The following is a 25,089-nucleotide window of genomic DNA, read 5'->3' as shown; positions in this document are numbered from 1 at the left end:
AATAAGGTTGCACTGTTTTATAAAGAAGAGGGATTAGCCTCCCGTCGTGGTCATTCAATGGCAGTCATTATGCAGTGAGTGATTGACCGTTTTGACAAGGAGGTTAAAAATGAAAAACCCCGTCGGAGCGAGGTTTATTTATCGTACGGCGGTGCCGGCAACGATTCAGTTTTATCAGATTACAGACTTATTTGCGTACGCGTGAGTCTTTTATGAAAAAAATAAAACCCCGCCGGAGCGAGGTTTATCTATCGTGCAGCGGTGCCGGCAACAACTCAGTTTTATCAGATTACAGGCTTATTTGCGTACGCGTGAGTCTTTTATGATAAAAAATAAAACCCCGCCGGAGCGAGGTTTTATTTATCGTGCGGCGGCGCCGGTAACAACTCAGTTTTATCAGATTACAGACTTATTTGCGTACGCGTGAGTCTTTTTTTAAATTATTGCGGCACGCAAGAAATGTCATCCGCCATTGCTATTCCTGATGTCATAGTGAAATGAGAAATAAGCCATCAATTTCAACGGCAGCAGTTTCAGCGATCCATACTCAACTTTATATCCAACATTGCCAGGCATCCGCCGATAAATCCCTCCGCCGTTTGCATCTCTTTGCGTATCGTGCCGTCTGAACACTTTCTCTTCAGGGCAATCTTGCGCAGGGATATGCCATAAACATGGTGTGCGATGACGAGGTCGAACTCTTCCGGTTTGTATTTCTTCAATCTGCCAACGCAGCCGTCGATCACCAGGCCATCATCATCGCAGCAGGAGAGCTCACCATTCGATTTGTAGGACAACAGCCCTTTGAACCCGGCGGCAATGGGGGAATAATCAATGCCGCTGTTGTCCCTGGCCCATACGCCCCAGCGTTCTAAAACTTCGTTCACATCTCGCATGTTTCCGCCTCCTTCGGGCGTTTGCCACATCGCCAACGACTCCGTGTCGACTATCGACGTCGGTCGAGCCGCCCTGCTGTTCGCTGTGCGCTAACGCGCAACAGCCGGTCCACCCAGAACACTCGTCGAGGGATATCGCTCTGAATACTGTATAAATAAACAGTATTAAGTATACCCAGAGGTATTTTTTTTTCAATACCAAAAAGCCGTTTACCCACAGGTAAATTTAGGTACGATGGCCTCATGAACGACGAGCAGAAAATGCACATGCAGGAGATGCGGCGAAAACGCCTGGCTATCCTGATCGATAACCTTGGCGTAGGGGGCCAAAAGCGCCTTGCCGAGGCGCTTGGCATTGCCGCAGACTATGTTTCCCGTCTGCTCTATCCGCCTGGCAAGAAAGGAAAAAAAGGCATCAGTGGCGACATGGCGCGAAGGATTGAACAATACTTCGCCGTGCAAATCGGTTGGCTGGACGGTCTGGAAAAAACCGAGCAACGCGCCATCAGGCCGAAGGCCACAAAAGCCCATGTTAAAACGCTTCCGCTGCTGACGTGGACATTGCCGTTGTCTCACGAACAGCAGCGCAAAGGCGCTACCGTCCACTACCCTGCTATGGTGCAGTGCAGCGCTCAGGCCTACTGGCTGCCGGTGCAAGATGACACGATGAGCGGCTCTGCCTGTGCCAATTACCCAAAAGGCGCATTGATACTCGTAGAACCCGTCACCGCCGGCGTAACCGAATTTGTATCCGGCGATAAGGTGATAGCGAAACACAGCCACAGTGCAGAGCTGACCTTTAAAACGTATGTCGAAGACGCCGGGCATCGATGGCTTACAACGGCCATGCCCGGTTATCCGGCGTTGAATGCCGATGAGTACGAGATTATCGGGATAGTGCTCGGTGCCTGGTTACCTTCCGCAAGGTTGTGAGCAGGCCGCGCCGACAGCGAGTTGAACCGGATGTTGGAAGAGATGTTCGAAGAAGCGGATCAGTGGCAGGCCACTGATATTTGATAAGCGGCGTCAACCGTAACCCCCTGCAATGGCCAAATTTGAGCCTCACGCCAACAGCCCCTTTCTATACCAGCAAGGCAGCATGGCCATACTTTGTCTGCCGGCTTCACTGCTGTTCCCCCTCAAAGCATCGACAGCTAAAAACAATATGTTACTATTTCATAGACAATTATTAACTATGATGCACACCGATATTGCTAAAATAATTCAATAATTTCAATATATTGGCGCATTTTGAAAAAAAGCCCGCGTTATCCGCCGTTTACATTCAGAATCCGACGCTAAACTCGTCACATATCCCATGCTACAATAGCAAAAATTCACTAACCCATTGGAATAACTAATGAAAAACCATTTAGAGATTTATCCTTATGATGCAACCTGCTAAAAAGTGGTCACAGGAACTTGAAGGATTACGCGGCCTGGCATCACTCTGGGTTGTTTTGGGCCATATTTGTATTTTAACCAGCTTCCACCTCCCCATTCTTTCTGACCCGGCTATCGGCGTAGATCTCTTCATCCTGCTTTCCGGCTATCTGATGGCCAAGAATTATGTTGAGCGTAAGGAACATGAACCCTGGACCGACGCGTCGACGTTTAAAAAATTTTGGACTCGGCGGTTCTTTCGCATCGCGCCGCTTTACTATGTTTTGCTCGTACTGGCGATCGCTCTTGGTAGCTATTTTGGTGAGGCCAGAGACATCATCGGCCACTTCTACAGCGAAACGCAAACCAACGCTTCACGCTATAGCGACCATACATTTTTGAACGTGTTCACACACGTCACCTTTATGTTTGGCTTCCTGCCTGATTACTCTTTCAATACGGCACTACCCGACTGGAGTATCGGATTGGAAATGCAGTTCTATTTTCTTTTCCCATTCATCATGTTAGCCGTCTTGAAACTGGGATTTGCTCGTGCATGTCTCGCCATAGTTCTGCTGTGCGGGCTGGCCAAGTTCTTACTACCGGGCTATTTTGCTGCGTTCCCTATGCCCTCCATGATCCTCATCAAGCTGAACGTGTTTATCGCAGGCATGCTGATTGCTGAGTCCGTTCGCAGACAGAGCGTTAGATATGTCGCTTTTGCTTTGTTGGCGGTACTGGGCAGCGCCTATTTGCCAAAAGAATTTTATAAATTCTATTTGCTCGCTCAGATAGGTATGACCTTAATGATGGTCATGATTCTTTGGGCTCGGAGCGAAGACAGCAAATGGGGGCATGCATTGCGCTTGCCTCGGTGGTTCCTGACAAACCGCTTCAGCGTATTCCTGGGGGATGTTTCATACTCAGTTTACTTGCTTCACTTATTGATAGTGATACCGGTCGTCGCCTATTTGCTCTCAAACACATCGTTTGCCGAACTCTCTTCAGTAATGAGGTTCATTGTTGCATCTGGGATCATTCTCCCGGTCACCTATGGTATCGCAACGTTGCTGTATCACTTTGTTGAGAAACCAGGCATCAAGCTCGGCAAGATGCTGCTCAGAAGCAACCAAACAAAAGCCGTCGTTCTGCCGTAATTGCTTATCGGTTGATTTCAGCGCCACCAGTGGAATTCATTCCCGTGGCGCTTTCCCAAAAAAATCCATAACAAAAAGCCCCAGCATCTCTGCTGGGGCCTCTGTCATGGTGCCGGCTACCGGAATCGAACTGGTGACCTACTGATTACAAGTCAGTTGCTCTACCTACTGAGCTAAGCCGGCTGAATTTGGCGGAAGGACAGAGATTCGAACTCTGGGAGCTGTTACACTCGACGGTTTTCAAGACCGTTGCCTTAAACCACTCGGCCATCCTTCCAATGGGCGCTGATATTAGCGATACCGTTATGAAATGTCTATCGTTTTCATGCAAAAAAATGGCATCGATGGTCTATTTGCCTAAACTTCAGGCCTTAAACGCTTAAAAAATGAAAAGCCCCGCGCAAGCGAGGCTTTTTTGTTCGACCAAAACGCGATTATTTTGGCTGCGAATCGTAGTCTGAACAGGTTTGATAGCCCTTGTTCATCACATGGCCCGTATCGTTGTAGCTGACAAAGTACGTTTGCACCTTGCCGTCGCGCGGCGCCACCGCATAGGTATCGCAGGTGCCCTGCGCATGGATCAACGTGGCGGAAGTCGACGGCGGACCGGCAATCGCCCGCACCTGCTGCTTGGTCATCCCGACTTTGACATCGCTGACCACCGGTTCATTGACATAACTGGTTGCGCGGTCATAGGCGGTGCAGCCGGCAAGAATGGAAAATACCGCCGCAGTGCCGACGGCCAAAACCAACTTCTTCGTCATAGCTTGTCCTCTTGGAGTGCGTTTGCTGTCCCCTAAGTCTAGAAGTGGGAAGGCTTTTCTACAAATTCTCCTTTGTCGATCGGTGCGCTTTCCCTTCGGTGGGCACCCTTTGCGCGGCAACGGATTCAGAATCCGAAGTCACTCAGGGCCGGAACATCGTCCGGGCGCCGACCGAGCGGCCAATGAAAACGCCGGTCCTGTTCGTGGATCGGCATGTCGTTGATGCAGGCATGGCGGTTGATCATCAACCCGTCCTGATTGAACTCCCAGTTCTCGTTGCCGAAGCTGCGATACCAGTTGCCGGAGTCGTCGCGCCATTCATAGGCGAAACGCACCGCGATGCGCGCGCCGTCAAACGCCCACAGTTCCTTAATCAGCCGATATTCCAGCTCTTTCGCCCATTTGCGCTGCAGAAAGCCGACCACCGCCGCACGACCATCGACAAACTCTGCGCGGTTGCGCCAATGGGTATCGAGGGAATACACCTGCGACACGCGCTCGGGATCGCGGCTGTTCCAGGCATCCTCCGCCAGCCGCACTTTCTCGACTGCCGACTCACGGGTAAAAGGCGGCAATGGGGGTTTCATGCTCATATTCATCTCCTGAGTGAACGCATGTAGACAACTCTGTCTACATCATTACGCTAGCGCAGGTAGACAGAGTTGTCTACAATCGCATGCAAATATCCCGGGAGAAAAATGATGACCGCCGAGCTCAACGCCTTGCCCGCCCGCCAGCGCATTCTGCTGACGGCGCACGATCTGTTTTATCAGGAAGGGATCCGCGCCACCGGCATCGATCGCATCATCAAGGAATCGGGGGTGACCAAGGTAACGTTTTATCGCCATTTTCCCAGCAAGAACGACTTGATTACGGCATTTTTGGCCTATCGCCATCAGCAGTGGCTAACCTGGTTCAGCGCCTCGTTGGCGCGCCATGTGGCGCAGACCGGTGGGCTGTTGCCGGCGCTGGCGCCCTGCCTGGCGGAATGGTTCGCCGATCCGCGCTTCCGCGGCTGTGCGTTTATCAATACGGCGGTGGAAATCGCCGACCTGCTGCCGGAAAGTCTGTCAATCGCCAGTCAGCATAAGCGGCAGATGGCGGATGAACTGGCGCGTCACCTGCCCACCGGTCCGCAACGGGAACAGCGGGCGTCGATGCTGGCGATGCTGATCGACGGTGCCATCGTCAGGGTGCAGATAGAGCGGCAACCGCAGGCAACGCTACAGGTGCTGAATGCCACACTGGAAATGCTGGCGCAAAGCGGATTCGATCAATAATTGGCCCAGATGCCCGGCGTTACCAGTTCCAACAGATGGGCATCGGGATCGCGAAAATAAATGCTCTCTCCGCCGTGCTCCCAGCGCATCCGCCCTTCAATCTCCACACCGTTCGCCGCCAGATGCCGCTCCCAGTGCGGCAGTTGTTCTTTCGCCACCGCCAGCCCGATATGCGCCGGCCCCACACCATCGTGCGCGGGAATAAACCCGGTCGGATAGTGCGCCCCGCGCAGCGAATCACCTTCGATAAACAGCAGCAATACGCTTTGATCGCCGACGTTATAGGCACGAAACCGCTCATTGGCGACCATCACCGGCAAATTCAGCACCTCTCGATAGAAAGCGTGCGCGCGTTCAATATCGCTGACGTACAGCACCGTTTCTATCACCTTATCGATCTTGAGTTCCATATCACCTCCACTCTGTTTGCTGTACGGACAGCGTAGGCCGAGCGGAGGCGATCCGAATCGCTTCCCGTGCCGACAACGGATCAATCCGTGCTTTATAGGCAAAAAAAACGCGGCCAGAAGGCCGCGCTATGACATTCACACGCTGATGCTTAGAACTGGTAAACCAGGCCCACGGCAACCACGTTGTCGGTGTTGATACCGGCAGCTTGGGTGAAGTCGTTGTTGTCCAGCAGGTTGATTTTGTAGTCAACATAGGTGGACATGTTTTTGTTGAAGAAGTAGGTCGCGCCCAGATCGACGAATTTGACCAGATCTTGATCGCCATAGTCCTTACCGTTGCCGGCACGGCCCAGGTCTTTACCTTTGGTCTGGTTATAGCCCACGAACGGACGCAGACCGAAGTCGAACTGGTAATGCGCATAGGCTTCGAAGCTCTGCGCCTTGTTGGCGTAACCGAACACATCACTGGTAGAACTGCCGAAGCGCGCCGCGTTGTAGGACTGGGTGAACATCACGGCCAGGTAAGTATCGTTGGCGTCATATTTCAGACCGCCGGAGTAACCTTCCGCCTTGTCGCCACGGCCCATGATGTTTTGGTAGCCGCCACCGCCGTTTTGCTCGCTGGTACGACGAGAGTTGAAGAAGGCACCCGCGGCGCTGATGCCGTAACCCATGTCATAGCTCATCGACATGCCGTAGCCTTCGCCATTCTGGCCCAGCACGTCACGGCCATTGTTGGTCTCTTTACTGCTGCCGTTTTTACCCTGGTACTGCAGGGCAAAGTTCAGGCCGTCAACCAAGCCGAAGAAGCCGTTGTTGCGGTAGGTCGCCAGGCCGCTGGAGCGCTGGAACATGAACTGATCGGCGCCGTAGGTCGAGCCGTCGAACTCAGGCTGCAAGTCGGTGTAAGCCGCGACGTCGTACAGCACGCCGGTGTTACGGCCATAGTCGAAGGAGCCGTAGTCGCCAAATTTCAGACCGGCGAAGCCGTAACGGGTGAAGTTCTTGTTGTCCTGGCTTTCAGCGTGGTTCAGGTTCGCCTGATATTCCCACTGGCCGTAGCCGGTCAGCTGGTCGCTGATTTGCGTTTCGCCGCGCAGGCCAAAACGCATATAGGACATATCGCCATCGGAGCCGTTGTTGCTGGAGAAATAGTGAAGACCGTCGACTTTACCGTACAAATCCAGTTTATTACCGTCTTTGTTGTAGATTTCCGCCGCGCCTGCTGTGCCTGCAACCAGCAGTGCGGGTACCATCAGAGAGAGTACTCGAAGTTTCATCGTTATTATCCTCGTTAATTATGTCGAGCTACGGCCACTGCCCTTTTCGAGCATTATTAGCACGACTGTGCATTACCATTCTGGTAACAAGGGTTATATTAATCCAGAAAGAAAATGATACCAAGTATCCGATAGTGTTTCATTGTAATTAATAAAGGTTTCAAAATGTAAATACGCGCGAACTTTCACAAAACATTACCGACAAACAAAATAAAGCACTTAAAGACAAAGAATAGATTAATTGATAAAAAATCATCTAGTTATACATATCTTTAAGAAAAACAAGCCAGCCATACAATTGGGCCGAGCAATAAGCACATTGTGCCAAAACGCCGTCCATGCACAGCCGCTATAATCATCCCGCTATCATCATTATTTTCATTATTACCTTCATTATCCGAAGATAATTTCTGCATTCCTTTAACCGGCTTCTGGCCGGTTTTTTATTTCCCTCCATACTTCCCTCACAATTTCAACTCGCACAAATAGCAGGCAAACAAATAACATCATGATATAGTTTCATTAATTGACTTCCGCACTAATTGCTAATCTTTTTCCTTATTTTAGTCTACAAATTGAGCTTGCTTTTCATTTCGTGCTTTACTCCCCCGATATTTCCCATCACAGGCAAAATTCGCCGCAGAGATTCACTTCTGGTAACCTGAATAAAAGCACGCTCTCAACCAGAACAAATAAGTCATGATGCCATTTCAACCCGACGCGTTGTGGCGGCGGCTGCAAAGTTCCCCATTCCGCGCCAGATTTCGTTTGAATCCCAAAGACCAGGCCTATCTCGACGACAAAGGTTTACCGCTGATCCTCAGCCATGCCCGCGATTTTATCGACCGTCGCCTGGCCGCAGCCCACCCTAAAAATGATGGCAAGCAGACGCCCATGCGCGGCCATCCGGTATTCGTCGCCCAGCACGCCACCGCTACCTGCTGCCGCGGCTGTCTGGAAAAATGGCACGGCATGCCGCAGGGCGTCGCGCTGGACCAACGGCAGAAGGACTATATTGCCCGGGTGATCGCCCTGTGGTTGGTGCGCAGAGGCGGTGCCAGGGATGAACAAGGCGCGAATCTTTTCGACCCGGATCGCGGATTGTGATAAAAACTGTCAGTAACTTTCAGCCCCTTTTTGACCCTAGATCCTGACGCTTACATGACAGCCACCTTGTGCAATGAACAGCAAACGCCCGGCGTTCCTCAACAGATCGCCACCCGCCTGGCCTTCTTCGTCGCCGGCCTCGGCATGGCCGCCTGGGCGCCGCTGGTCCCCTTCGCCAAAACGCGTATCGGCATCGATGACGGCTCACTCGGCTTGCTGCTGTTGTGCATCGGCGCCGGCTCCATGCTGGCGATGCCGCTGACCGGTTTTCTGACCGGTAAACTGGGCTGCCGCGCGGTGATCCTGATGGCGGGGCTGGGATTGTGCATCGATTTGCCGCTGCTGGCGCTGATGGATTCCCTCAGCGGCATGGCCGTGGCGCTGCTGCTGTTCGGTGCGGCGATCGGCATGATCGATGTGGCGATGAACGTTCAGGCGGTGATCGTCGAACGCGCCAGCGGCAAGGCGATGATGTCCGGCTTTCACGGCTTCTTCAGCATCGGCGGCATTGCCGGCGCCGGGGGCGTCAGCGCGCTGCTGTGGCTGGGGTTGACCCCGCTGCACTCCACCCTGCTCACCGTACTGGCGGTGATCGCGCTGCTGGCGCTCGCCAGCCGCCATCTGCTGCGCGAGAGCGGCGCCGACGACGGCGGGCCGATGTTCGTGTTGCCGCGCGGTTGGGTGATGTTTATCGGCATTCTGTGCTTTATCATGTTTCTGGCGGAAGGATCGATGCTCGACTGGAGCGCGCTGTTCCTCACCACCCTGCGCGACGTCGAACACAGCCAGGCGGGCCTGGGCTATGCGCTGTTTTCCATTACCATGACGCTCGGCAGGCTCAATGGCGATCGGGTGGTGAACTCGCTGGGCCGCTACCGGGTGCTGCTGCTGGGCAGTCTGTGCGCGGCGCTCGGCCTGAGCCTGGCCATCGCTTTCAATCACGCTACCGTTTCATTGGTCGGTTTCATGCTGGTCGGCCTGGGCGCCTCGAACGTCGTGCCGATTCTGTTCAGCGCCGCAGGCAACCAGCGCGACATGCCGGCCAACCTGGCGATCGCCTCCGTCACGACCGTCGGCTATGCCGGAATTCTGGCCGGCCCGGCGCTGATCGGTTTTATCGCCCAGTTTTCCAGCCTGACGATGGCCTTCGCCTGCGTTGCCGCCCTGCTGTTGGCGGTGACGGCCAGCGCCAAGGCCGTCACTCGCTGATTCAGGAATGCGCAGCCCACTATGCAAAATAAACAACTGACCATTAGCTCCAGCAACATCACACGCTGCTTCCTGCTGTTTATCGTGCTGCTGACGATTGGCGTCGGCCTGTATGGTTACAACTACACCAACGCCTGGCTGGCGGAAAAGAAGTACACGCTGAACAGCATCGCCGGTTCGCTGCAAAGGCGCATCGACAGCTACCGCTACATTACCTATCAGGTCTATGAAAAATTCGGCAATGCCTCCGCGCCGAACGCCGATCCCAGCCTGCAGGAAACCCGCCTGCGGCCCGACGTCTATTATGTCGAGAAACCGCACAAGAAAACCGATGCGGTGATTTTCGGCAGCCATGACGATAACACGCTGGCGATGATCGCCAACATCTCGGACTACCTGGACACCCGCTGGGGCGCCAAGACCGAGAACTACGCCATGTATTACCTCAATGGCCAGGACAACAGCCTCAGTCTGATCACGACGCAGCCGCTTAAAGAGCTGGCTTCGCGCTTTCGGGAAAGCTACCTGACCACCTCGGCGGACGAACGCCGTGCCGAGATGCTGCAACAGGCCAATATGCTCGACGAGCGCGAGAGCTTTTCCGATCTGCGCAAACAACGCTTCCAGAACGCCTATTCGTTCTCGATCCGTACCACCTTCAACCAGCCGGGGCATCTGGCGACGGTGATCGCCTTCGACTTGCCGATCAACGACATCATTCCGGCCAATCTGGCCCGCGCCAATTTCCTGCTGCTGCCGGACGACATCGACATCGATGACAACGCCATCCCGGCGGAAACCGCTCTCGGTACCCATGCCGTGATGAGCGGCGGCTGGGTGGAGTTCAGCGCCGCCTTGCCCAATGCACCGCTGAAGGTGGTGTATCGCGTTTCGGTCATTAACCTGGCCATCGATCTGCTGCGCAACAACATCTGGCTGATCGCGATCAACCTGCTGCTGCTGGCGCTGTCGATGCTGAGCATCTACTTTATCCGCCGTCAGTACATCCGTCCGAGCGAAAACATGGCGGTCGAACTGGAGGCCGAACGCGCGCTGAACCAGGAGATCGTCTCCAGCCTGCCCTCCGGCCTGCTGGTCTACAGCTTCGCCAGCAATACGGTGATCGCCAGCAACAAAATCGCCGAACACCTGCTGCCGCACCTCAGCCTGCAAAAAATCGCTCATATGGCCGAACAGCACCACGGCGTGATCCAGGCGACGGTCAACAATGAGGTGTATGAAATCCGCATTTTCCGCAGCCAGCTGTCGCCGGACACTTACCTGTTCCTGATGCACGATCAGGATAAAGAGGTGATGGTGAACAAGCGCTTGCAACAGGCGCGGCGCGAATACGACAAAAACGTTCAGGCACGCAAGCTGATGCTGCACAACCTGGGCATCGAGTTGAATCAGCCGGTGCGCCAAATGCACGATCTGGTGGATCGCCTGCGCAGCCAACCGGATGATGAGGAGCAACAGCAAGCGCTGCTGAACCAGTTGACGGCGGAGTCGGCTTCGGTGCTGGGATTGATCGATAACATCACCCTGCTGACCCGGTTGGAAACCCAGGACTGGCAACCTACGCGTGAACCGTTCAACCCGGCAGCGATGCTCGACGACGTGCTGCTGGAGGCCCTGCCGGCCCTCAACCAAAAAGGGCTGGCGCTGTTCAAGCATTTCCAGCTGGGTGTCGATCAAAACTACATCGGCGACGCCAATGCGCTGCGCAAGGTAATTTCGCTGCTGGTGCACTATGCGATTATCACCACCGCGTGCGGCAAGATTTCCCTGGTGATCGATCATGAGCCCGAGCGCCCGGACCGTCTGATCTTCCAAATCAACGACACCGGCTCCGGCATCTCCAACGAGGAGATCAGCAACCTCAACTATCCGTTCCTCAGCCAGACGCTGGTGGATCGCTTCAACCACGGTTCCGGCCTCACCTTCTTCCTGTGCAATCAGCTGTGCAAGAAGCTTAACGGCCAGTTGGACATTCGCAGCAAAGTGGATATCGGCACCCGCTATACCATCCGCGTCGCCATGGAAATGGAGAAAAAAGAGCCGCAGGATCAGGAAAAGCTGCTCGACGGCGTGACTGCCCTGCTGGATGTCACCTCGGATGAAGTGCGTGGCATCGTGACCCGCCTGCTACAGGCCTACGGTGCCGACTGCCTCGTCGCCGAAGATCGCGCGGTCAATCGCGATTATGATGTGCTGCTGACGGATAACCCGCAGCGCGCCGATGATTACACGCTGTTGCTGGCGACCGATGAACCGGGTTGGCAAGCGCTGGACAAACGCTACATTCGAGTGAACTATAACCTGAACGGCGCATTAATCGACGCCGTGCTGATGCTGATCGAACAGCAAATGGCCGCGCTGGAACAGGAAGAAAGCCCGCTTTCATTGAGCGCAGAAGATATCCAACTCTATGAAAAACAATTGAAATCAAGCGATTACTATGGGCTGTTTGTCGATACAGTACCCGATGATGTCAAAAAACTGTATACTGAGGCGGGCAGCAGTGATTTCAATGCGCTGTCGCAAACCGCACACCGCCTGAAAGGCGTGTTTGCCATGTTAAATCTGCTTCCCGGCAAGCAGCTGTGCGAATCGTTAGAACAGCGTATCGCAGAAGGTGATGCGCCCGAGATCGAGAATAACATCAGTCAGATTGATTTTTTCGTCAGCAGACTGCTGAAGCAAGGTAGCCAACAACATGAATAACCTGAACGTAATTATTGCTGATGACCATCCTATCGTACTGTTTGGCATCCGGAAGTCACTTGAGCAAATTGAATGGGTGAATGTCGTTGGGGAGTTCGAAGACTCAACCGCACTGATCAACAATCTGTCCAAGCTGGACGCCAACGTACTGATCACCGATCTGTCGATGCCGGGTGACAAGTATGGCGACGGCATCACGCTGATTAAATACATCAAGCGCCACTATCCGCAGTTGTCGATCATCGTGCTGACCATGAACAACAACCCGGCGATCCTGAGCGCGGTATTGGATCTGGATATCGAAGGCATCGTGCTGAAACAGGGCGCGCCGACCGATCTGCCGAAGGCGCTGGCCGCCTTGCAGAAAGGCAAGAAGTTCACGCCGGAAAGCGTCTCCAAACTGCTGGAGAAAATCAGCGCCAGCGGGTATGGCGACAAACGTCTGTCGCCGAAAGAGAGCGAAGTACTGCGCCTGTTCGCCGAAGGTTTCCTGGTTACCGAAATCGCCAAGAAACTCAACCGCAGCATCAAAACCATCAGCAGCCAGAAGAAATCGGCGATGATGAAACTGGGCGTCGAAAACGACATCGCCCTGCTCAACTACCTCTCCTCCGTCAGCATGACGCCGCTGGACAAAGAGTAAATCCCGCCTCACGGCAGGTTAACGCCAAACAGGCACGGCATTCGCCGTGCCTGTTTGCTTTTCAGGCCCCGCTGCGGCTGCGGCGCACCTGTTGGCTGTAATAGGCCAACGTCTGCTCCAGCGTCTCCAGCGTGACCGGTTTCGACAGGCAGTTATCCATGCCTGCCTCGATACAGCGCTGTTTTTCCTCCGCCAACGCGTTCGCCGTCACGCCGATCACCGGCGCGCTGAACTGCATCTGCCGCAGTTCCTGCGTCAGGCGATAGCCGTCCATATTCGGCATATTGACGTCGGTCAGCACGATATCGACGTGGTGCTGCTTCAGCACGCCGAGCGCGTCGACGCCGTCGTTGGCGGTCACCACCTGATACCCCAACGATCCCAACTGATCGGACAACAGGCGGCGGTTGATAGGATGATCATCGACCACCAGCAGATGAATATCGCCGTTGTCCGCCGCGCTGGCCTTGGCGGGCACCGGCAGCTGCACCAGCGCCTCTGCCGCGCCGACGCCGAACAATCGGTTAAGCAAGGTCAGCGTCTCACGCGGCGTGGAAGTGCTGTGCATCCAATAGCCCGGCCGGGTTTCCAGCGACGGGCCGATGTGCTCGGTAGAGAATTGGATCTGGGCCAGCAGCGGCATGTCCAACATCAGCGGGTAATCGCTGAGCATCACTTCCCCGGCGGCGGTCTCCTGCCCGTCATAGCGCTGGATATCGGCGCCATAGCCGCCCAGAATCGCCATCAGATAGCTTTCCAGCCGCTGGTTGCGGATAGCCAGCCACAGCCGACGGCCCTGCCAGGTATCGCTGGCCTGCGGGATCGGGAACTGGGCGTTGAACAGCGGAATGCGGATGCTGAACAGGCTGCCCAACCCCGGCTCGGACTCGACGGAGATATCGCCGTCCATCAGGTTGATCAGCTTTTCACAGATTGCCAACCCCAGGCCGGTGCCCTGGAAGTGCCGCTGTACGCCGGTGCCGACCTGGAAGAACGGATCGAACAGGCGCGAGATCTCCTTCTCCGGGATGCCGACGCCGGTATCACGCACGCTGAACTCCAGGTAGCTGCCGCGGGTGCAAACCTGCAACACGATACAGCCGGTATCGGTGAATTTGATGGCGTTGTTCACCAGATTGGACAGCACCTGCTGCAAGCGCACCGGATCGCCGAAGATACGCTCCGGCACGTTCTGTTCGATAAAGCAGTACAATCCCAGACGCTTCTTCACCACCAGCGGCAAATAGTTGCCGGCGATATGGGTGATCACCTCCAGGCAAGAGAATTCACGCGGTTCGATCTTCAGCTGCTCGGATTCGATCTTGGAGAAGTCGAGAATATCGCTGATGATCTTCAGCAGCAGGCCGGAAGAGTTGTTCATCGCGTTGACCAGCCGATCCACCCCTTGCGGCAACGCCTTGGTCTGCAACAGGTCGAGGTTGCCGATAATGCCGTACAGCGGCGTGCGCAGCTCATGGCTGACGGTGGCCAGGAACATCGATTTAGACTGGCTGGCCTGCTCCGCCGCTGCCGCCATCTCCTGCAGAGACTCTTCCATCTTCACGCGCGCGCTGACGTCCACCAGCACGCAGATCGCCACCTCTTCGTTACGGTAGCGCGAGTGGACAAAGCTGATCTGCAGGTTGTTGTTGTTGCTGGTCATCACATCGACGAAATTCGCCTGCTGTTCGCAAATGATGCGCGTAATGCGATCGCGGTCTTCATGGGTCAACAGGTTGATGTAGTTGTGCGCCAATTCGTTACTCAGGATATTGGTGCCGTCGCTGATGCGCAGTATGCAGATACCCACCGGCGCCGAGGCGACTATCTTGCGGTTGAACTGCTCATGCTCTTCCAGCCGGAAGGCGTTGTCCTCTGCCGGCAGGAACATCTTGCGCTCAAACAGCCACGCCAGCGTGAACAGCACAATGGCCGACAGCAGGTTCAACAACAGCGCGTTGAGGATCAGCATCTTGAAACGTTCTACCACGCTTTTCACCGGCAGCGCATAAACGATGCTCAGTGAAGAAGGGGGCAACGCTTTTTTCAGGATCAGGTCGCGGTAATTGTCGACATAGCCGAAGTAGGCATGCTCGGCAGGGTAGCTGTTGAGCGAAGCGGCATAGCGATCGCCATCCGCCAGGCGCAGCACCGGTTCGTTGTTTTCATCCAGCAGCGTGACGCCGATCGGCAGGTTGCCGGCGGTGACGAAATCCTCCAGCCGGACGGTTTGCTCGATGCCCAGCAGCGCCTCCAGCTTGTTGCCGATATAAATCGGTGTCAGCACATACAGGTAACCCACGTCCGGCCGCTGCGCACTGGGGCTGATCCAATACAGGTTATTGTCTTTGTCCAGTGTCTTGGCGTTGCGGTATTTCAGAATGCGCTCGTGCAGCGACTTCAGCACGTTCTCCCGATTGGCGGTCGCGTTACCGCCACCGAACTCCGCCATGCACAGGCTGTCGCCATCGATGAAGAACACCCGATTGAGATCGTAGGCCGCCACGAAGTTCTCTTTCCAATACTGGATCAGGCCACTCAGCGAATCGAGCGAACTGCGGTAGGTGGTGCTCAGCGCGCAGTTGGATTCCGGGTACAGCGGAAAGAATTGCGATGGGCTGCTCTTGCCGGGAAACATCCCGCTGAACATGTCCATGCTGCTGACCGAGCCGTTGAGTCGATTCTCGGCCATATACTTGATATCACGAATGATGTCGGCAGAATGGCGAATGTAACCCTGCGCCTGATCGAAATTGAGATTGTACTCCTGCCGGATGTCCGACTCTTTTTGATGCAGGATATTCAGAATGTAGAAAGTGGTGAGCAGCGCCCCCAACGACCACAGCAAAATCGCCAGCACCCGGAACAGATAGCGGGATATCTTCAGCGTAGTTCGAAAAGAGGCTAAGTATTTCAATCGGATACCATACGAAAGTCAGGGGCGGCGCGCGTTGTCGCCGGCGCAGCGGCCGGCGGCTCGGTGCGCCAATTAAACCATATAACTGAAAAAGGGCCTAGCATCGCTGCCAGGCCCTTTTGTCTCAGTGCATTACGGTGTCGGCATGCCGACGCCCTCACCTTGTTTAGACGTTGTCGTCGTCCATCGGCTCAGCCGCGTCGTCGCCATCGTCCAGCGGCGTGGTGTCTTCTTCCACGGCTTCCGCACCCGGTTCCAGGCTGTCCAGCTCTTCGTCTTCCACCGGCTCGGCCACGCGCTGCAGACCGACGACGTTCTCGTCATCCGCGGTGCGGATCAGCGTTACACCTTGGGTGTTACGGCCCACCACGCTGACTTCCGACACGCGGGTACGCACCAGCGTGCCGGCATCGGTGATCATCATGATCTGGTCGCTGGTTTCCACCTGCACAGCGCCCACGACCTGGCCGTTGCGCTCGCTCACCTTGATGGAGATAACCCCTTGGGTGGCGCGCGACTTGGTCGGATACTCGGTCACGGCGGTACGCTTACCGAAGCCGTTTTGCGTGACGGTCAGGATGTCACCCTCGCCGCGCGGCACGATCAGTGAGATCACGCTGTCGCCTTCGCCGAGGTTGATGCCGCGCACACCGGTGGCGGTACGGCCCATCGAACGCACCTGCGTTTCCGGGAAGCGCACCACTTTACCGTTAGCGGAGAACAGCATCACTTCGTTGCTGCCGTCGGTCAGATCGACACCGATCAGTTCGTCGCCCTCGTTGAGGTTGACGGCGATGATGCCGGCGCTGCGCGGACGGCTGAACTCGGTCAGCGCGGTTTTCTTCACGGTACCGCTGGCGGTTGCCATGAACACGTGGCGCCCTTCTTCGTACTCGCGTACCGGCAGAATCGCGGTGATGCGCTCATCGGCTTCCAGCGGCAGCAGGTTGACGATTGGGCGACCGCGCGCGCCGCGGCTGGCTTCAGGCAGTTGGTACACCTTCATCCAGTACAGACGGCCACGGCTGGAGAAGCACAGGATCGTATCGTGGGTGTTGGCCACCAGCAGACGATCGATAAAGTCTTCTTCTTTAATACGCGCGGCGGACTTGCCTTTGCCGCCGCGGCGCTGCGCTTCATAGTCGGACAGCGGCTGATACTTCACGTAGCCCTGGTGCGACAGGGTTACCACCACGTCTTCCTGATTGATCAGGTCTTCGATGTTGATGTCGGAAGTATTGGCGGTGATCTCGGTGCGGCGGCCGTCGTTGTACTGCTCTTTGATGGCCACCAGCTCTTCGCGGATCACTTCCATCAGGCGCTCTGGGCTTTCCAGAATAAAGATCAGCTCGGCGATAAAGTTGAGCAGCTCTTTATATTCGTCCAGCAGCTTCTCGTGTTCCAGGCCGGTCAGTTTCTGCAGACGCAGATCCAGAATCGCCTGAGCCTGCTGCTCGGTCAGGTAGTATTTGCCGTCGCGAATGCCGAACTCCGGCTCCAGCCACTCAGGGCGGGCGGCGTTGTCACCAGCGCGCTCCAGCATGGCGCTCACGTTGCCCAGATCCCACGGCTGCGCCACCAACGCGGTTTTCGCTTCGGCCGGGGTCGGCGCGCGGCGAATCAGCTCGATGATCGGATCGATGTTGGCCAGCGCGATAGCCAGCGCTTCCAGGATATGGGCGCGGTCGCGGGCCTTACGCAGTTCGAAGATGGTGCGACGGGTGACCACTTCGCGGCGGTGACGCACGAAGGCTTCGAGAATGTCTTTCAGGTTCAGCAGCTTAGGCTGGCCCTGATGCAGCGCCACCATGTTGATGCCGAAGGTAACCTGCAGTTGCGTCAGCGCATACAGGTTGTTGAGCACCACTTCGCCGACCGCGTCGCGTTTCACTTCAATCACGATGCGCATGCCGTCTTTATCGGACTCGTCACGCAGCGCGCTGATGCCTTCCACGCGCTTTTCTTTCACCAGCTCGGCGATCTTCTCGATCAGACGCGCCTTGTTCACCTGATACGGGATCTCGTGAACGATGATGGTTTCGCGACCAGTTTTGGCGTCTGCTTCCACTTCCGCGCGCGCGCGCAGGTAGATTTTGCCGCGCCCGGTGCGATAGGCCTCTTCAATGCCGCGACGGCCGTTGATGATCGCCGCCGTCGGGAAGTCTGGCCCCGGGATGTGCTCCATCAACCCTTCGATGCTGATGTTTTCATCGTCGATATAGGCCAGGCAGCCGTTGACGACTTCAGACAGGTTGTGCGGCGGAATGTTGGTGGCCATGCCCACGGCGATGCCCGACGAGCCGTTGACCAGCAGGTTCGGGATCTTGGTCGGCATCACGGCCGGGATCTGCTCGGTGCCATCATAGTTAGGCACGAAGTCGACGGTCTCTTTTTCCAGATCCGCCAGCAGTTCGTGAGCAATCTTGGACATGCGCACTTCGGTGTAACGCATCGCCGCGGCGGAGTCGCCGTCGACGGAGCCGAAGTTACCCTGACCGTCCACCAGCATGTAGCGCAGTGAAAACGGCTGAGCCATACGCACGATAGTGTCGTAAACCGCGCTGTCACCGTGCGGGTGATATTTACCGATCACGTCCCCGACGACACGGGCCGATTTCTTGTATGGTTTATTCCAGTCGTTACCCAATACACTCATCGCGTACAGAACGCGGCGGTGAACCGGCTTCAGTCCATCACGAACATCTGGCAGCGCACGTCCGACAATAACGGACATCGCGTAGTCCAGATACGAGTTTTTCAGCTCGTCTTCGATGTTTACCGGTGTGATTTCTCTGGCAAGGTCGCTCATGGAGCTGCTATCCCTCTACTAATGATTCATCTGCCCGCTGCCATAGTGGCAAAGGTGTAAAACTATATCACAAAGCGCGCTTTACGGGGAAATAACCGCCGCTGTTTCACGGAAATTGTGCAGATAAGTGCGCTAAAAACGCATCGGCGCAGACGATGCCGCGCCGGAACATGTATAATCCGCGCAACGAGAACAAGGAGCCAGACCAGCCCATGAACGCAGAATCATCCAGCCAAGTGCAAAACGTTGACCACCAGGAAATCGCCAAGTTCGAGGCCGTCGCCTCCCGCTGGTGGGATCTGGAAGGCGAGTTCAAACCGCTGCACCGCATCAACCCGCTGCGCCTGAATTACATCATGCAGCGTGCCGGCGGCATTTTTGACAAGCAGGTGCTCGACGTGGGCTGCGGCGGCGGCATTCTGGCGGAAAGCATGGCGCGCGAGGGCGCACAGGTGACCGGCCTGGACATGGGTGCGGAACCGCTGCAGGTCGCCCGTTTGCACGCGCTGGAAAGCGGCATGAGCGTCACCTATGTACAGGAAACGGTGGAAAGCCACGCGCAGGCCAACCCACAGCGCTACGACGTGGTCACCTGCATGGAGATGCTGGAGCACGTGCCCGATCCTGCCTCGGTGGTACGCGCCTGCGCCCAGCTGGTGAAACCGGGCGGCCACGTGTTCTTCTCTACCATCAACCGCAACACCAAAGCCTGGCTGATGGCGGTAATCGGCGCGGAGTACGTGCTGAAGATGGTGCCACAGGGCACCCACGATCATAAGAAGTTTATTCGCCCTTCCGAACTGATCGGCTGGATTGACGGCACGCCGCTGCGCGAAAAGCACATGATCGGCCTGCATTACAACCCGATCACCGATCATTTCAAGCTTGGGCGCAACGTTGACGTGAACTACATGGTACATACCCAGCACGAAGGCTGAACGCTGTAAACCGCGCCGGCCCTGCCTTGCCGGGGTACGGCGCCAGCGGCGCATTAGGAAAAATGCCTAATTTCCGCAACTTCGATCAAAATAGCCGTTGTAAACAGTTTTTTAGAATATTAAATCAGATCAATATGCCGTTTTTTTCTAACGTTTAATAAAGCGCCAAACGATCGGCTTTTTCAGTTTTTCAGTAAAATCTGAATGCGGATATTGACAAGCTTGTCGCGCCAGTCACGGCGCGCGCTTCGCGCGGCAAGTTACATTTCACCCCCAAGTTATCCACAAATTAGGCCGGTTTTGTTCACTTGCAAACGCCCTTTTTTCTCACTATCTTGTTACCTCACCGACATACAACCCCTATATATAGTGTTTACATACTGAGCAGAGCGACTACACTTTCTGCTTAGGGGCACCATACGGACAGGTAAAACACCACATGAACCAAAGTCTGCTTGTAACTAAACGCGATGGCCGTAAAGAGCGCATCAACCTCGACAAAATCCACCGGGTCATCGATTGGGCCGCAGAAGGATTACACAACGTCTCGGTTTCTCAAGTAGAGTTGCGTTCACACATTCAGTTTTATGACGGCATCAAAACTGCCGACATTCACGAAACCATCATCAAAGCCGCTGCCGACCTGATTTCCCGCGATGCGCCGGACTATCAGTATCTGGCCGCTCGCCTGGCGATCTTCCACCTGCGTAAAAAGGCTTACGGCCAGTTCGAGCCGCCAAAGCTGCACGATCACGTGATCCGCATGGTAGAGATGGGCAAGTACGATAAACATCTGCTGGAAGACTACAGCGCTGAAGAGTTCGAGCAGATGGACTCCTTTATCGATCACTGGCGCGACATGAACTTCTCCTATGCTGCCGTCAAGCAGCTGGAAGGCAAGTATCTGGTGCAGAACCGCGTCAGCGGCGAGATCTACGAAAGCGCCCAGTTCCTGTACATGTTGGTGTCTGCTTGCCTGTTCTCCAACTACCCGCGTGAAACCCGTCTGGATTACGTCAAACGTTTCTACGACGCGATTTCCACCTTCAAGATTTCGCTGCCTACGCCGATCATGTCCGGCGTGCGCACCCCTACCCGCCAGTTCAGCTCCTGCGTGCTGATCGAGTGCGGCGACAGCCTGGATTCCATCAACGCCACCTCCAGTGCCATTGTGAAATACGTTTCGCAACGCGCCGGCATCGGCATCAACGCCGGCCGCATCCGCGCGCTGGGCAGCCCGATCCGTGGCGGTGAAGCCTTCCATACCGGCTGCATCCCGTTCTACAAACATTTCCAGACCGCCGTCAAATCCTGCTCGCAGGGCGGCGTGCGCGGTGGCGCTGCGACGCTGTTCTACCCGATGTGGCATCTGGAAGTGGAAAGCCTGCTGGTGTTGAAAAACAACCGCGGCGTTGAAGGCAACCGCGTGCGCCACATGGACTACGGCGTGCAGCTGAACCGCCTGATGTACCAGCGCCTGATCAAGGGCGAAGACATCACCCTGTTCAGCCCGTCCGACGTGCCGGGGCTGTACGATGCGTTCTTCGCCGATCAGGACGAATTCGAGCGCCTGTACACCCAGTACGAGAAAGACGACAGCATTCGCCAGAAACGCGTGAAAGCGGTTGAGCTGTTCTCGCTGATGATGCAAGAGCGCGCCTCTACCGGCCGCATCTACATCCAGAACGTCGACCACTGCAACACCCACAGCCCGTTCGATCCGCAGATCGCGCCGGTGCGTCAGTCCAACCTGTGCCTGGAAATCGCGCTGCCGACCAAGCCGCTGGATGACGTCAACGACGAAAACGGCGAGATCGCGCTGTGCACCCTGTCCGCCTTCAACCTGGGCGCAATCGACAGCCTGGACGATCTGGAAGAGCTGGCGACCCTGGCGGTGCGTTCTCTCGACGCCCTGCTGGATTACCAGGATTACCCGATCAAGGCCGCCCACCGCGGCGCGATGGGCCGTCGTACCCTGGGCATCGGCGTGATCAACTTCGCCTATTACCTGGCGAAGAACGGCGTGCGTTACTCCGACGGCAGCGCCAACAACCTGACCCACAGAACGTTTGAAGCCATTCAGTACTACCTGCTGAAAGCCTCCAACCGTTTGGCTCAGGAACAAGGCGCCTGCCCGTGGTTCAAAGAAACCACCTATTCGCAGGGCATCCTGCCGATCGACACCTACAAGAAAGATCTGGACGTCGTTTGCAGCGAACCGCTGCACTACGACTGGGAAACCCTGCGTAAAGAGATCCAGGAAACCGGCCTGCGCAACTCGACGCTGTCCGCTCTGATGCCTTCGGAAACCTCTTCGCAGATTTCCAACGCCACCAACGGCATCGAGCCGCCACGCGGCCACATCAGCATCAAAGCGTCGAAAGACGGCATCCTGCGCCAGGTGGTGCCGGAGTATGAGCGCCTGAAAGACAACTACGAGTTGCTGTGGGAAATGCCGAGCAACGACGGTTATCTGCAGCTGGTCGGCCTGATGCAGAAATTCATCGACCAGTCGATCTCCGCCAATACCAACTACGATCCAAGTCGCTTCCCGGGCGGCAAGGTGCCGATGAAGCAGCTGTTGAAAGACCTGCTCACCACCTACAAGTTCGGCGTAAAAACGCTGTACTACCAAAATACCCGCGACGGTGCGGAAGACGCCCAGGAAGATTTGCAGCCTGCCAAAGCCGGTGATGACGACTGCGAAAGCGGCGCCTGCAAGATCTAAAGTTTGACCTAGCGGGCCGGAATTTTCCGGCCCCTTCATTTAGCCACGTTACGATGGATTCAGGCTTATGGCTTACACCACTTTTTCTCAGACCAAAAACGACCAGCTGCAAGAGCCGATGTTCTTCGGCCAGTCGGTAAACGTTGCGCGTTTCGACCAGCAAAAGCATGAAATCTTCGAAAAACTGATCGAAAAACAGCTCTCCTTCTTCTGGCGCCCGGAAGAGGTTGACGTCTCCCGCGATCGCATCGATTACCAGGCACTGCCGGAGCACGAGAAGCACATCTTCATCAGCAACCTGAAATACCAGACGCTGCTGGACTCCATCCAGGGCCGCAGCCCGAACGTCGCCCTGCTGCCGCTGATCTCGATCCCTGAGCTGGAAACCTGGGTGGAAACTTGGTCGTTCTCCGAGACCATCCACTCCCGTTCCTACACCCATATCATCCGCAATATCGTCAACGATCCGGCGCTGGTGTTTGACGACATCGTCACCAACGAAGAGATCAAGAAGCGCGCGAAAGACATTTCCGGCTACTACGACGATCTGATCGAGATGACCAGCTACTATCACCTGCTGGGTGAAGGCACCCACCAGGTGAACGGTAACACCGTCACCGTCAATCTGCGTGCGCTGAAGAAGCAGCTGTATCTGTGCCTGATGAGCGTCAACGCGCTGGAAGCGATCCGCTTCTACGTCAGCTTCGCCTGCTCCTTCGCGTTCGCCGAGCGCGAACTGATGGAAGGCAACGCCAAGATCATCAAGCTGATCGCCCGCGACGAAGCGCTGCACCTGACCGGCACCCAGCACATGCTGAACCTGATGCGTTCCGGCGCCGACGATCCGGAAATGGCGGAGATCGCCGAGGAATGCCAGCAGCAGTGCTACGATCTGTTCGTGCTGGCCGCCCAGCAGGAAAAAGAGTGGGCGGAATACCTGTTCCGCGACGGCTCGATGATCGGCCTGAACAAAGACATCCTGTGCCAGTATGTGGAGTACATCACCAATATCCGCATGCAGGCGGTCGGCCTCGGTCTGCCGTTCGAGACCCGCTCCAACCCGATCCCGTGGATCAACGCCTGGTTGGTGTCTGACAACGTACAGGTGGCACCGCAGGAAGTGGAAGTGAGCTCCTACCTGGTTGGCCAGATCGACTCGGAGATCAACGCCGACGACCTGAGCGACTTCGAACTGTAAGCGATGGCGACGCCAATCGTAACGCTGCGCGCCGCCGGCACGCAGCTCTCCTGCCCCAACAGTGAAAACTGCCTGCTCGACGTGCTGGAACTGCACGACGTGCAGGTGGAGTACCAATGCCGCTCCGGCTATTGCGGTGCCTGCCGCCTGAAACTGGTGAAAGGCGAAGTGGCCTACCGCCAACAGCCGCTGGCGTTTATCAACGCCGGCGAGATCCTGCCCTGCTGCTGTATGCCACTGACGGATATCGAGCTGGAAATGTAAAGTCGGGTGCCGGAAACCGCGCCTGGAGACCAGAAGGCGGGGTTGCCCCCGCCCTATGATTACCGCTTCACCTCACACGCCAACCTGATCAGGATAGTGATATTTTCCTGGTAGATTTTCAGCTCGCACAGCGAGTCTCTTATCATCCAGATAAATAACAAAACCGTAATACATACAACGGTTAACGAATGAAACACATGCCTTAAGCGCATGCTTGCCTCCTTGCTGTGAAGGGGCTACCATACCGGTGTCTAGGCGGTATGTGCAGCCCCATTCTGATTGAGAGTCAGTCTGGGGCTTTCATCTATCCGCCTTGTCACACAATGCCCAAGACGAACAGTCTCAAGCACCCGCCAAAAGAGTAACAGCATTCCCTCGCCGCGAATATCCCCTATAAGATTATGATTAATCAGGGATATATAACCGTCACTACAGCATCCCCCCTCACCACCGGTCTGTTTAGCCCCCCTTTCCTGCCGATGCGGAAAAATAACGCGCCGGAGAATCGCCAAAGGCTTTGCGAAACATGGCGATAAAATTGCTCGGCGAGGCATATCCCAGCGTTTCTGAGATCTGCAGCACCGTTTCACCTTCGGCCAGCTTCGCCAATGCATATGACAACCGTGCCTGCTGACGCCACTGGGCAAAACTCAGCCCCGTTTCAACGATCATCAGCCGCCGCAGCGTGCGTGGCGACATCGCCCCCCATTTGGCCCAGGCTTCCAGCGAACGTTCGCTCCCCGGCTGCGCCAGCAAAGCCTGCAGAACGCCGGCCAGGCGCGGATGGGGCGACATCGGCAAATGCAGCGGTTCCGTCGGCGCCAGACGTATCTCATCCCGCATCACCTGCGCCATTCGCTCCTGTTCCGGAGTGAGCGCACTGCGCTTGTCCCAGGTTTCCGCCCGCCGAGCCAGCGCCTGTAGCACGGCGCTGATGCCGATAACGCACGGTTTATTCGCCAGGTCGGCGCAGGCCGCCGGCGCCAGCAGCAAACTCCAGCCGCTCAGCGCACCGCAGACCTGCACCCGATGTTCCGTCGCCGGCGGGATCCAGCCCGCCCGCTGCGGCGGCAGTACCCAATCGCCCTGCGCCGTGCGTACATGCAGCAAACCGCTTTCGACGCACAGCAACTGCCCGCGTATATGTTGATGCCAGTCGTATTCACGCGTGCCCAGCCGGTACTCCCGGCCTGCCGTATCGCGGCCACCAAGGGCAATCAGCCAGGGGCCCGCCCGCCATTCGCTGCAGTCATCGTGGGTAGGTTGAGGGTTATCGCGCATATTGGCCACTAATCACTATTTTTAGTCCAGGTACCGTTATACCTGCCTTTCCCCGCACCGACATAATGAAATGCTTCCGGCCGCAACCGTCTGTGGCC

Annotated in this window: 20 protein-coding genes and 2 tRNA genes; 11 read left to right on the top strand and 11 right to left on the bottom strand. The window is 56.0% G+C overall.

Annotated elements, in window-relative coordinates; translation table 11 throughout:
• Positions 1-533: 533 nt before the first annotated feature.
• Positions 534-896: an antiterminator Q family protein gene (locus tag BHU62_RS08535; protein ID WP_073531525.1), complete on the bottom strand. Its 363-nt coding sequence runs from the start codon at positions 894-896 to the stop codon at positions 534-536.
• Between the two features lie 243 nt (positions 897-1,139).
• On the opposite strand from BHU62_RS08535, the gene BHU62_RS08530 reads away from it, so the two are divergent.
• Both BHU62_RS08530 and BHU62_RS08525 read left to right on the top strand, forming a co-directional pair.
• Positions 1,140-1,829: a S24 family peptidase gene (locus BHU62_RS08530; protein WP_073531524.1), complete on the top strand. Its 690-nt coding sequence runs from the start codon at positions 1,140-1,142 to the stop codon at positions 1,827-1,829.
• Positions 1,830-2,287: 458 nt separating this feature from the next.
• On the top strand, positions 2,288-3,436 hold the full coding sequence (locus BHU62_RS08525; protein ID WP_073531679.1) for an acyltransferase family protein: 1,149 nt from the start codon (positions 2,288-2,290) through the stop codon (positions 3,434-3,436).
• 107 nt (positions 3,437-3,543) lie between these two features.
• Here the strand turns inward: BHU62_RS08525 and BHU62_RS08520 are convergent.
• The 4 genes from BHU62_RS08520 to BHU62_RS08505 all read right to left on the bottom strand — a co-directional run bounded on the left by BHU62_RS08520 (position 3,544) and on the right by BHU62_RS08505 (position 4,793).
• A tRNA-Thr gene (locus BHU62_RS08520) sits at positions 3,544-3,619 on the bottom strand.
• A gap of 6 nt (positions 3,620-3,625) precedes the next feature.
• Positions 3,626-3,713 (bottom strand) — tRNA-Ser (locus BHU62_RS08515).
• A 157-nt stretch (positions 3,714-3,870) separates the two neighbouring features.
• Positions 3,871-4,200: an osmotically-inducible lipoprotein OsmE gene (gene osmE, locus BHU62_RS08510; RefSeq protein WP_004935874.1), complete on the bottom strand. Its 330-nt coding sequence runs from the start codon at positions 4,198-4,200 to the stop codon at positions 3,871-3,873.
• A 125-nt stretch (positions 4,201-4,325) separates the two neighbouring features.
• Positions 4,326-4,793, bottom strand: coding sequence for a DUF1348 family protein (locus BHU62_RS08505; RefSeq protein ID WP_073531523.1), 468 nt, complete (start codon positions 4,791-4,793; stop codon positions 4,326-4,328).
• 108 nt (positions 4,794-4,901) lie between these two features.
• On the opposite strand from BHU62_RS08505, the gene BHU62_RS08500 reads away from it, so the two are divergent.
• The gene (locus tag BHU62_RS08500; RefSeq protein ID WP_073531522.1) at positions 4,902-5,480 is read left to right on the top strand and encodes a TetR/AcrR family transcriptional regulator; all 579 of its coding nucleotides are present in this window, start codon (positions 4,902-4,904) and stop codon (positions 5,478-5,480) included.
• Here BHU62_RS08500 and BHU62_RS08495 read toward each other — a convergent pair.
• Entirely contained in the window at positions 5,474-5,890 is a 417-nt protein-coding gene (locus tag BHU62_RS08495; protein WP_073531521.1) for a VOC family protein, read from the bottom strand. The genes BHU62_RS08500 and BHU62_RS08495 overlap by 7 nt on opposite strands.
• Positions 5,891-6,039: 149 nt before the next feature.
• Positions 6,040-7,170: a porin OmpC gene (gene ompC / locus BHU62_RS08490; protein WP_073531520.1), complete on the bottom strand. Its 1,131-nt coding sequence runs from the start codon at positions 7,168-7,170 to the stop codon at positions 6,040-6,042.
• Between the two features lie 699 nt (positions 7,171-7,869).
• On the opposite strand from ompC, the gene BHU62_RS08485 reads away from it, so the two are divergent.
• The 4 genes from BHU62_RS08485 to rcsB are packed head-to-tail and all read left to right on the top strand — an operon-like array spanning position 7,870 to position 12,856.
• The gene (locus tag BHU62_RS08485) at positions 7,870-8,277 is read left to right on the top strand and encodes a DUF4186 domain-containing protein (RefSeq protein WP_088776046.1); all 408 of its coding nucleotides are present in this window, start codon (positions 7,870-7,872) and stop codon (positions 8,275-8,277) included.
• A 54-nt stretch (positions 8,278-8,331) separates the two neighbouring features.
• The gene (locus BHU62_RS08480; protein WP_073531519.1) at positions 8,332-9,486 is read left to right on the top strand and encodes an MFS transporter; all 1,155 of its coding nucleotides are present in this window, start codon (positions 8,332-8,334) and stop codon (positions 9,484-9,486) included.
• 21 nt (positions 9,487-9,507) lie between these two features.
• A complete protein-coding gene (gene rcsD, locus BHU62_RS08475) occupies positions 9,508-12,213 on the top strand; it encodes a phosphotransferase RcsD (RefSeq protein WP_073531518.1) in 2,706 nt (901 codons plus the stop codon).
• Positions 12,206-12,856 carry a response regulator transcription factor RcsB gene (gene rcsB / locus BHU62_RS08470; RefSeq protein WP_019453689.1) on the top strand — a complete coding sequence of 217 codons (651 nt, stop codon included), beginning with the start codon at positions 12,206-12,208 and terminating at the stop codon, positions 12,854-12,856. The genes rcsD and rcsB overlap by 8 nt, the downstream gene beginning before the upstream one ends.
• Before the next feature lie 61 nt (positions 12,857-12,917).
• Here the strand turns inward: rcsB and rcsC are convergent, their stop codons facing one another.
• Positions 12,918-15,773: a two-component system sensor histidine kinase RcsC gene (gene rcsC / locus BHU62_RS08465; RefSeq protein WP_073531517.1), complete on the bottom strand. Its 2,856-nt coding sequence runs from the start codon at positions 15,771-15,773 to the stop codon at positions 12,918-12,920.
• 166 nt (positions 15,774-15,939) lie between these two features.
• Positions 15,940-18,582: a DNA topoisomerase (ATP-hydrolyzing) subunit A gene (gyrA, locus tag BHU62_RS08460; protein ID WP_073531516.1), complete on the bottom strand. Its 2,643-nt coding sequence runs from the start codon at positions 18,580-18,582 to the stop codon at positions 15,940-15,942.
• 212 nt (positions 18,583-18,794) lie between these two features.
• On the opposite strand from gyrA, the gene ubiG reads away from it, so the two are divergent.
• The 4 genes from ubiG to yfaE all read left to right on the top strand — a co-directional run bounded on the left by ubiG (position 18,795) and on the right by yfaE (position 23,710).
• Positions 18,795-19,520 (top strand): bifunctional 2-polyprenyl-6-hydroxyphenol methylase/3-demethylubiquinol 3-O-methyltransferase UbiG, encoded by a 726-nt coding sequence (ubiG, locus tag BHU62_RS08455; protein WP_073531677.1) that lies wholly within the window; start codon positions 18,795-18,797, stop codon positions 19,518-19,520.
• 439 nt (positions 19,521-19,959) lie between these two features.
• Positions 19,960-22,248 carry a class 1a ribonucleoside-diphosphate reductase subunit alpha gene (gene nrdA / locus BHU62_RS08450; RefSeq protein WP_073531515.1) on the top strand — a complete coding sequence of 763 codons (2,289 nt, stop codon included), beginning with the start codon at positions 19,960-19,962 and terminating at the stop codon, positions 22,246-22,248.
• 67 nt (positions 22,249-22,315) lie between these two features.
• Positions 22,316-23,446, top strand: a complete 1,131-nt coding sequence (gene nrdB / locus BHU62_RS08445; RefSeq protein WP_073531514.1) for a class Ia ribonucleoside-diphosphate reductase subunit beta — start codon at positions 22,316-22,318, stop codon at positions 23,444-23,446.
• Positions 23,447-23,449: 3 nt separating this feature from the next.
• Positions 23,450-23,710, top strand: coding sequence for a class I ribonucleotide reductase maintenance protein YfaE (gene yfaE, locus BHU62_RS08440; protein WP_033653779.1), 261 nt, complete (start codon positions 23,450-23,452; stop codon positions 23,708-23,710).
• 59 nt (positions 23,711-23,769) lie between these two features.
• Here yfaE and BHU62_RS25510 read toward each other — a convergent pair whose 3' ends face one another.
• Positions 23,770-23,922: a Hok/Gef family protein gene (locus tag BHU62_RS25510; protein WP_004935921.1), complete on the bottom strand. Its 153-nt coding sequence runs from the start codon at positions 23,920-23,922 to the stop codon at positions 23,770-23,772.
• A 247-nt stretch (positions 23,923-24,169) separates the two neighbouring features.
• Positions 24,170-24,991 (bottom strand): AraC family transcriptional regulator, encoded by an 822-nt coding sequence (locus BHU62_RS08430; RefSeq protein WP_073531676.1) that lies wholly within the window; start codon positions 24,989-24,991, stop codon positions 24,170-24,172.
• Between the last annotated feature and the right edge of the window lie 98 nt (positions 24,992-25,089).

Source organism: Serratia marcescens, assembly GCF_001902635.1.
Lineage (GTDB): Bacteria > Pseudomonadota > Gammaproteobacteria > Enterobacterales > Enterobacteriaceae > Serratia > Serratia marcescens_F.
Note: the sequence above shows the minus strand (reverse complement) of the source record. Positions and strands in the feature narration are given on the sequence as shown.

Coding starts and splice junctions, on each gene's coding strand:
- BHU62_RS08535 (WP_073531525.1), bottom strand. CDS start 896: ATGCGAGATGTGAACGAAGTTTTAGAACGCTGGGGCGTATGGGCCAGG.
- BHU62_RS08530 (WP_073531524.1), top strand. CDS start 1,140: ATGAACGACGAGCAGAAAATGCACATGCAGGAGATGCGGCGAAAACGC.
- BHU62_RS08525 (WP_073531679.1), top strand. CDS start 2,288: ATGCAACCTGCTAAAAAGTGGTCACAGGAACTTGAAGGATTACGCGGC.
- osmE (WP_004935874.1), bottom strand. CDS start 4,200: ATGACGAAGAAGTTGGTTTTGGCCGTCGGCACTGCGGCGGTATTTTCC.
- BHU62_RS08505 (WP_073531523.1), bottom strand. CDS start 4,793: ATGAGCATGAAACCCCCATTGCCGCCTTTTACCCGTGAGTCGGCAGTC.
- BHU62_RS08500 (WP_073531522.1), top strand. CDS start 4,902: ATGACCGCCGAGCTCAACGCCTTGCCCGCCCGCCAGCGCATTCTGCTG.
- BHU62_RS08495 (WP_073531521.1), bottom strand. CDS start 5,890: ATGGAACTCAAGATCGATAAGGTGATAGAAACGGTGCTGTACGTCAGC.
- ompC (WP_073531520.1), bottom strand. CDS start 7,170: ATGAAACTTCGAGTACTCTCTCTGATGGTACCCGCACTGCTGGTTGCA.
- BHU62_RS08485 (WP_088776046.1), top strand. CDS start 7,870: ATGATGCCATTTCAACCCGACGCGTTGTGGCGGCGGCTGCAAAGTTCC.
- BHU62_RS08480 (WP_073531519.1), top strand. CDS start 8,332: ATGACAGCCACCTTGTGCAATGAACAGCAAACGCCCGGCGTTCCTCAA.
- rcsD (WP_073531518.1), top strand. CDS start 9,508: ATGCAAAATAAACAACTGACCATTAGCTCCAGCAACATCACACGCTGC.
- rcsB (WP_019453689.1), top strand. CDS start 12,206: ATGAATAACCTGAACGTAATTATTGCTGATGACCATCCTATCGTACTG.
- gyrA (WP_073531516.1), bottom strand. CDS start 18,582: ATGAGCGACCTTGCCAGAGAAATCACACCGGTAAACATCGAAGACGAG.
- ubiG (WP_073531677.1), top strand. CDS start 18,795: ATGAACGCAGAATCATCCAGCCAAGTGCAAAACGTTGACCACCAGGAA.
- nrdA (WP_073531515.1), top strand. CDS start 19,960: ATGAACCAAAGTCTGCTTGTAACTAAACGCGATGGCCGTAAAGAGCGC.
- nrdB (WP_073531514.1), top strand. CDS start 22,316: ATGGCTTACACCACTTTTTCTCAGACCAAAAACGACCAGCTGCAAGAG.
- yfaE (WP_033653779.1), top strand. CDS start 23,450: ATGGCGACGCCAATCGTAACGCTGCGCGCCGCCGGCACGCAGCTCTCC.
- BHU62_RS25510 (WP_004935921.1), bottom strand. CDS start 23,922: ATGCGCTTAAGGCATGTGTTTCATTCGTTAACCGTTGTATGTATTACG.
- BHU62_RS08430 (WP_073531676.1), bottom strand. CDS start 24,991: ATGCGCGATAACCCTCAACCTACCCACGATGACTGCAGCGAATGGCGG.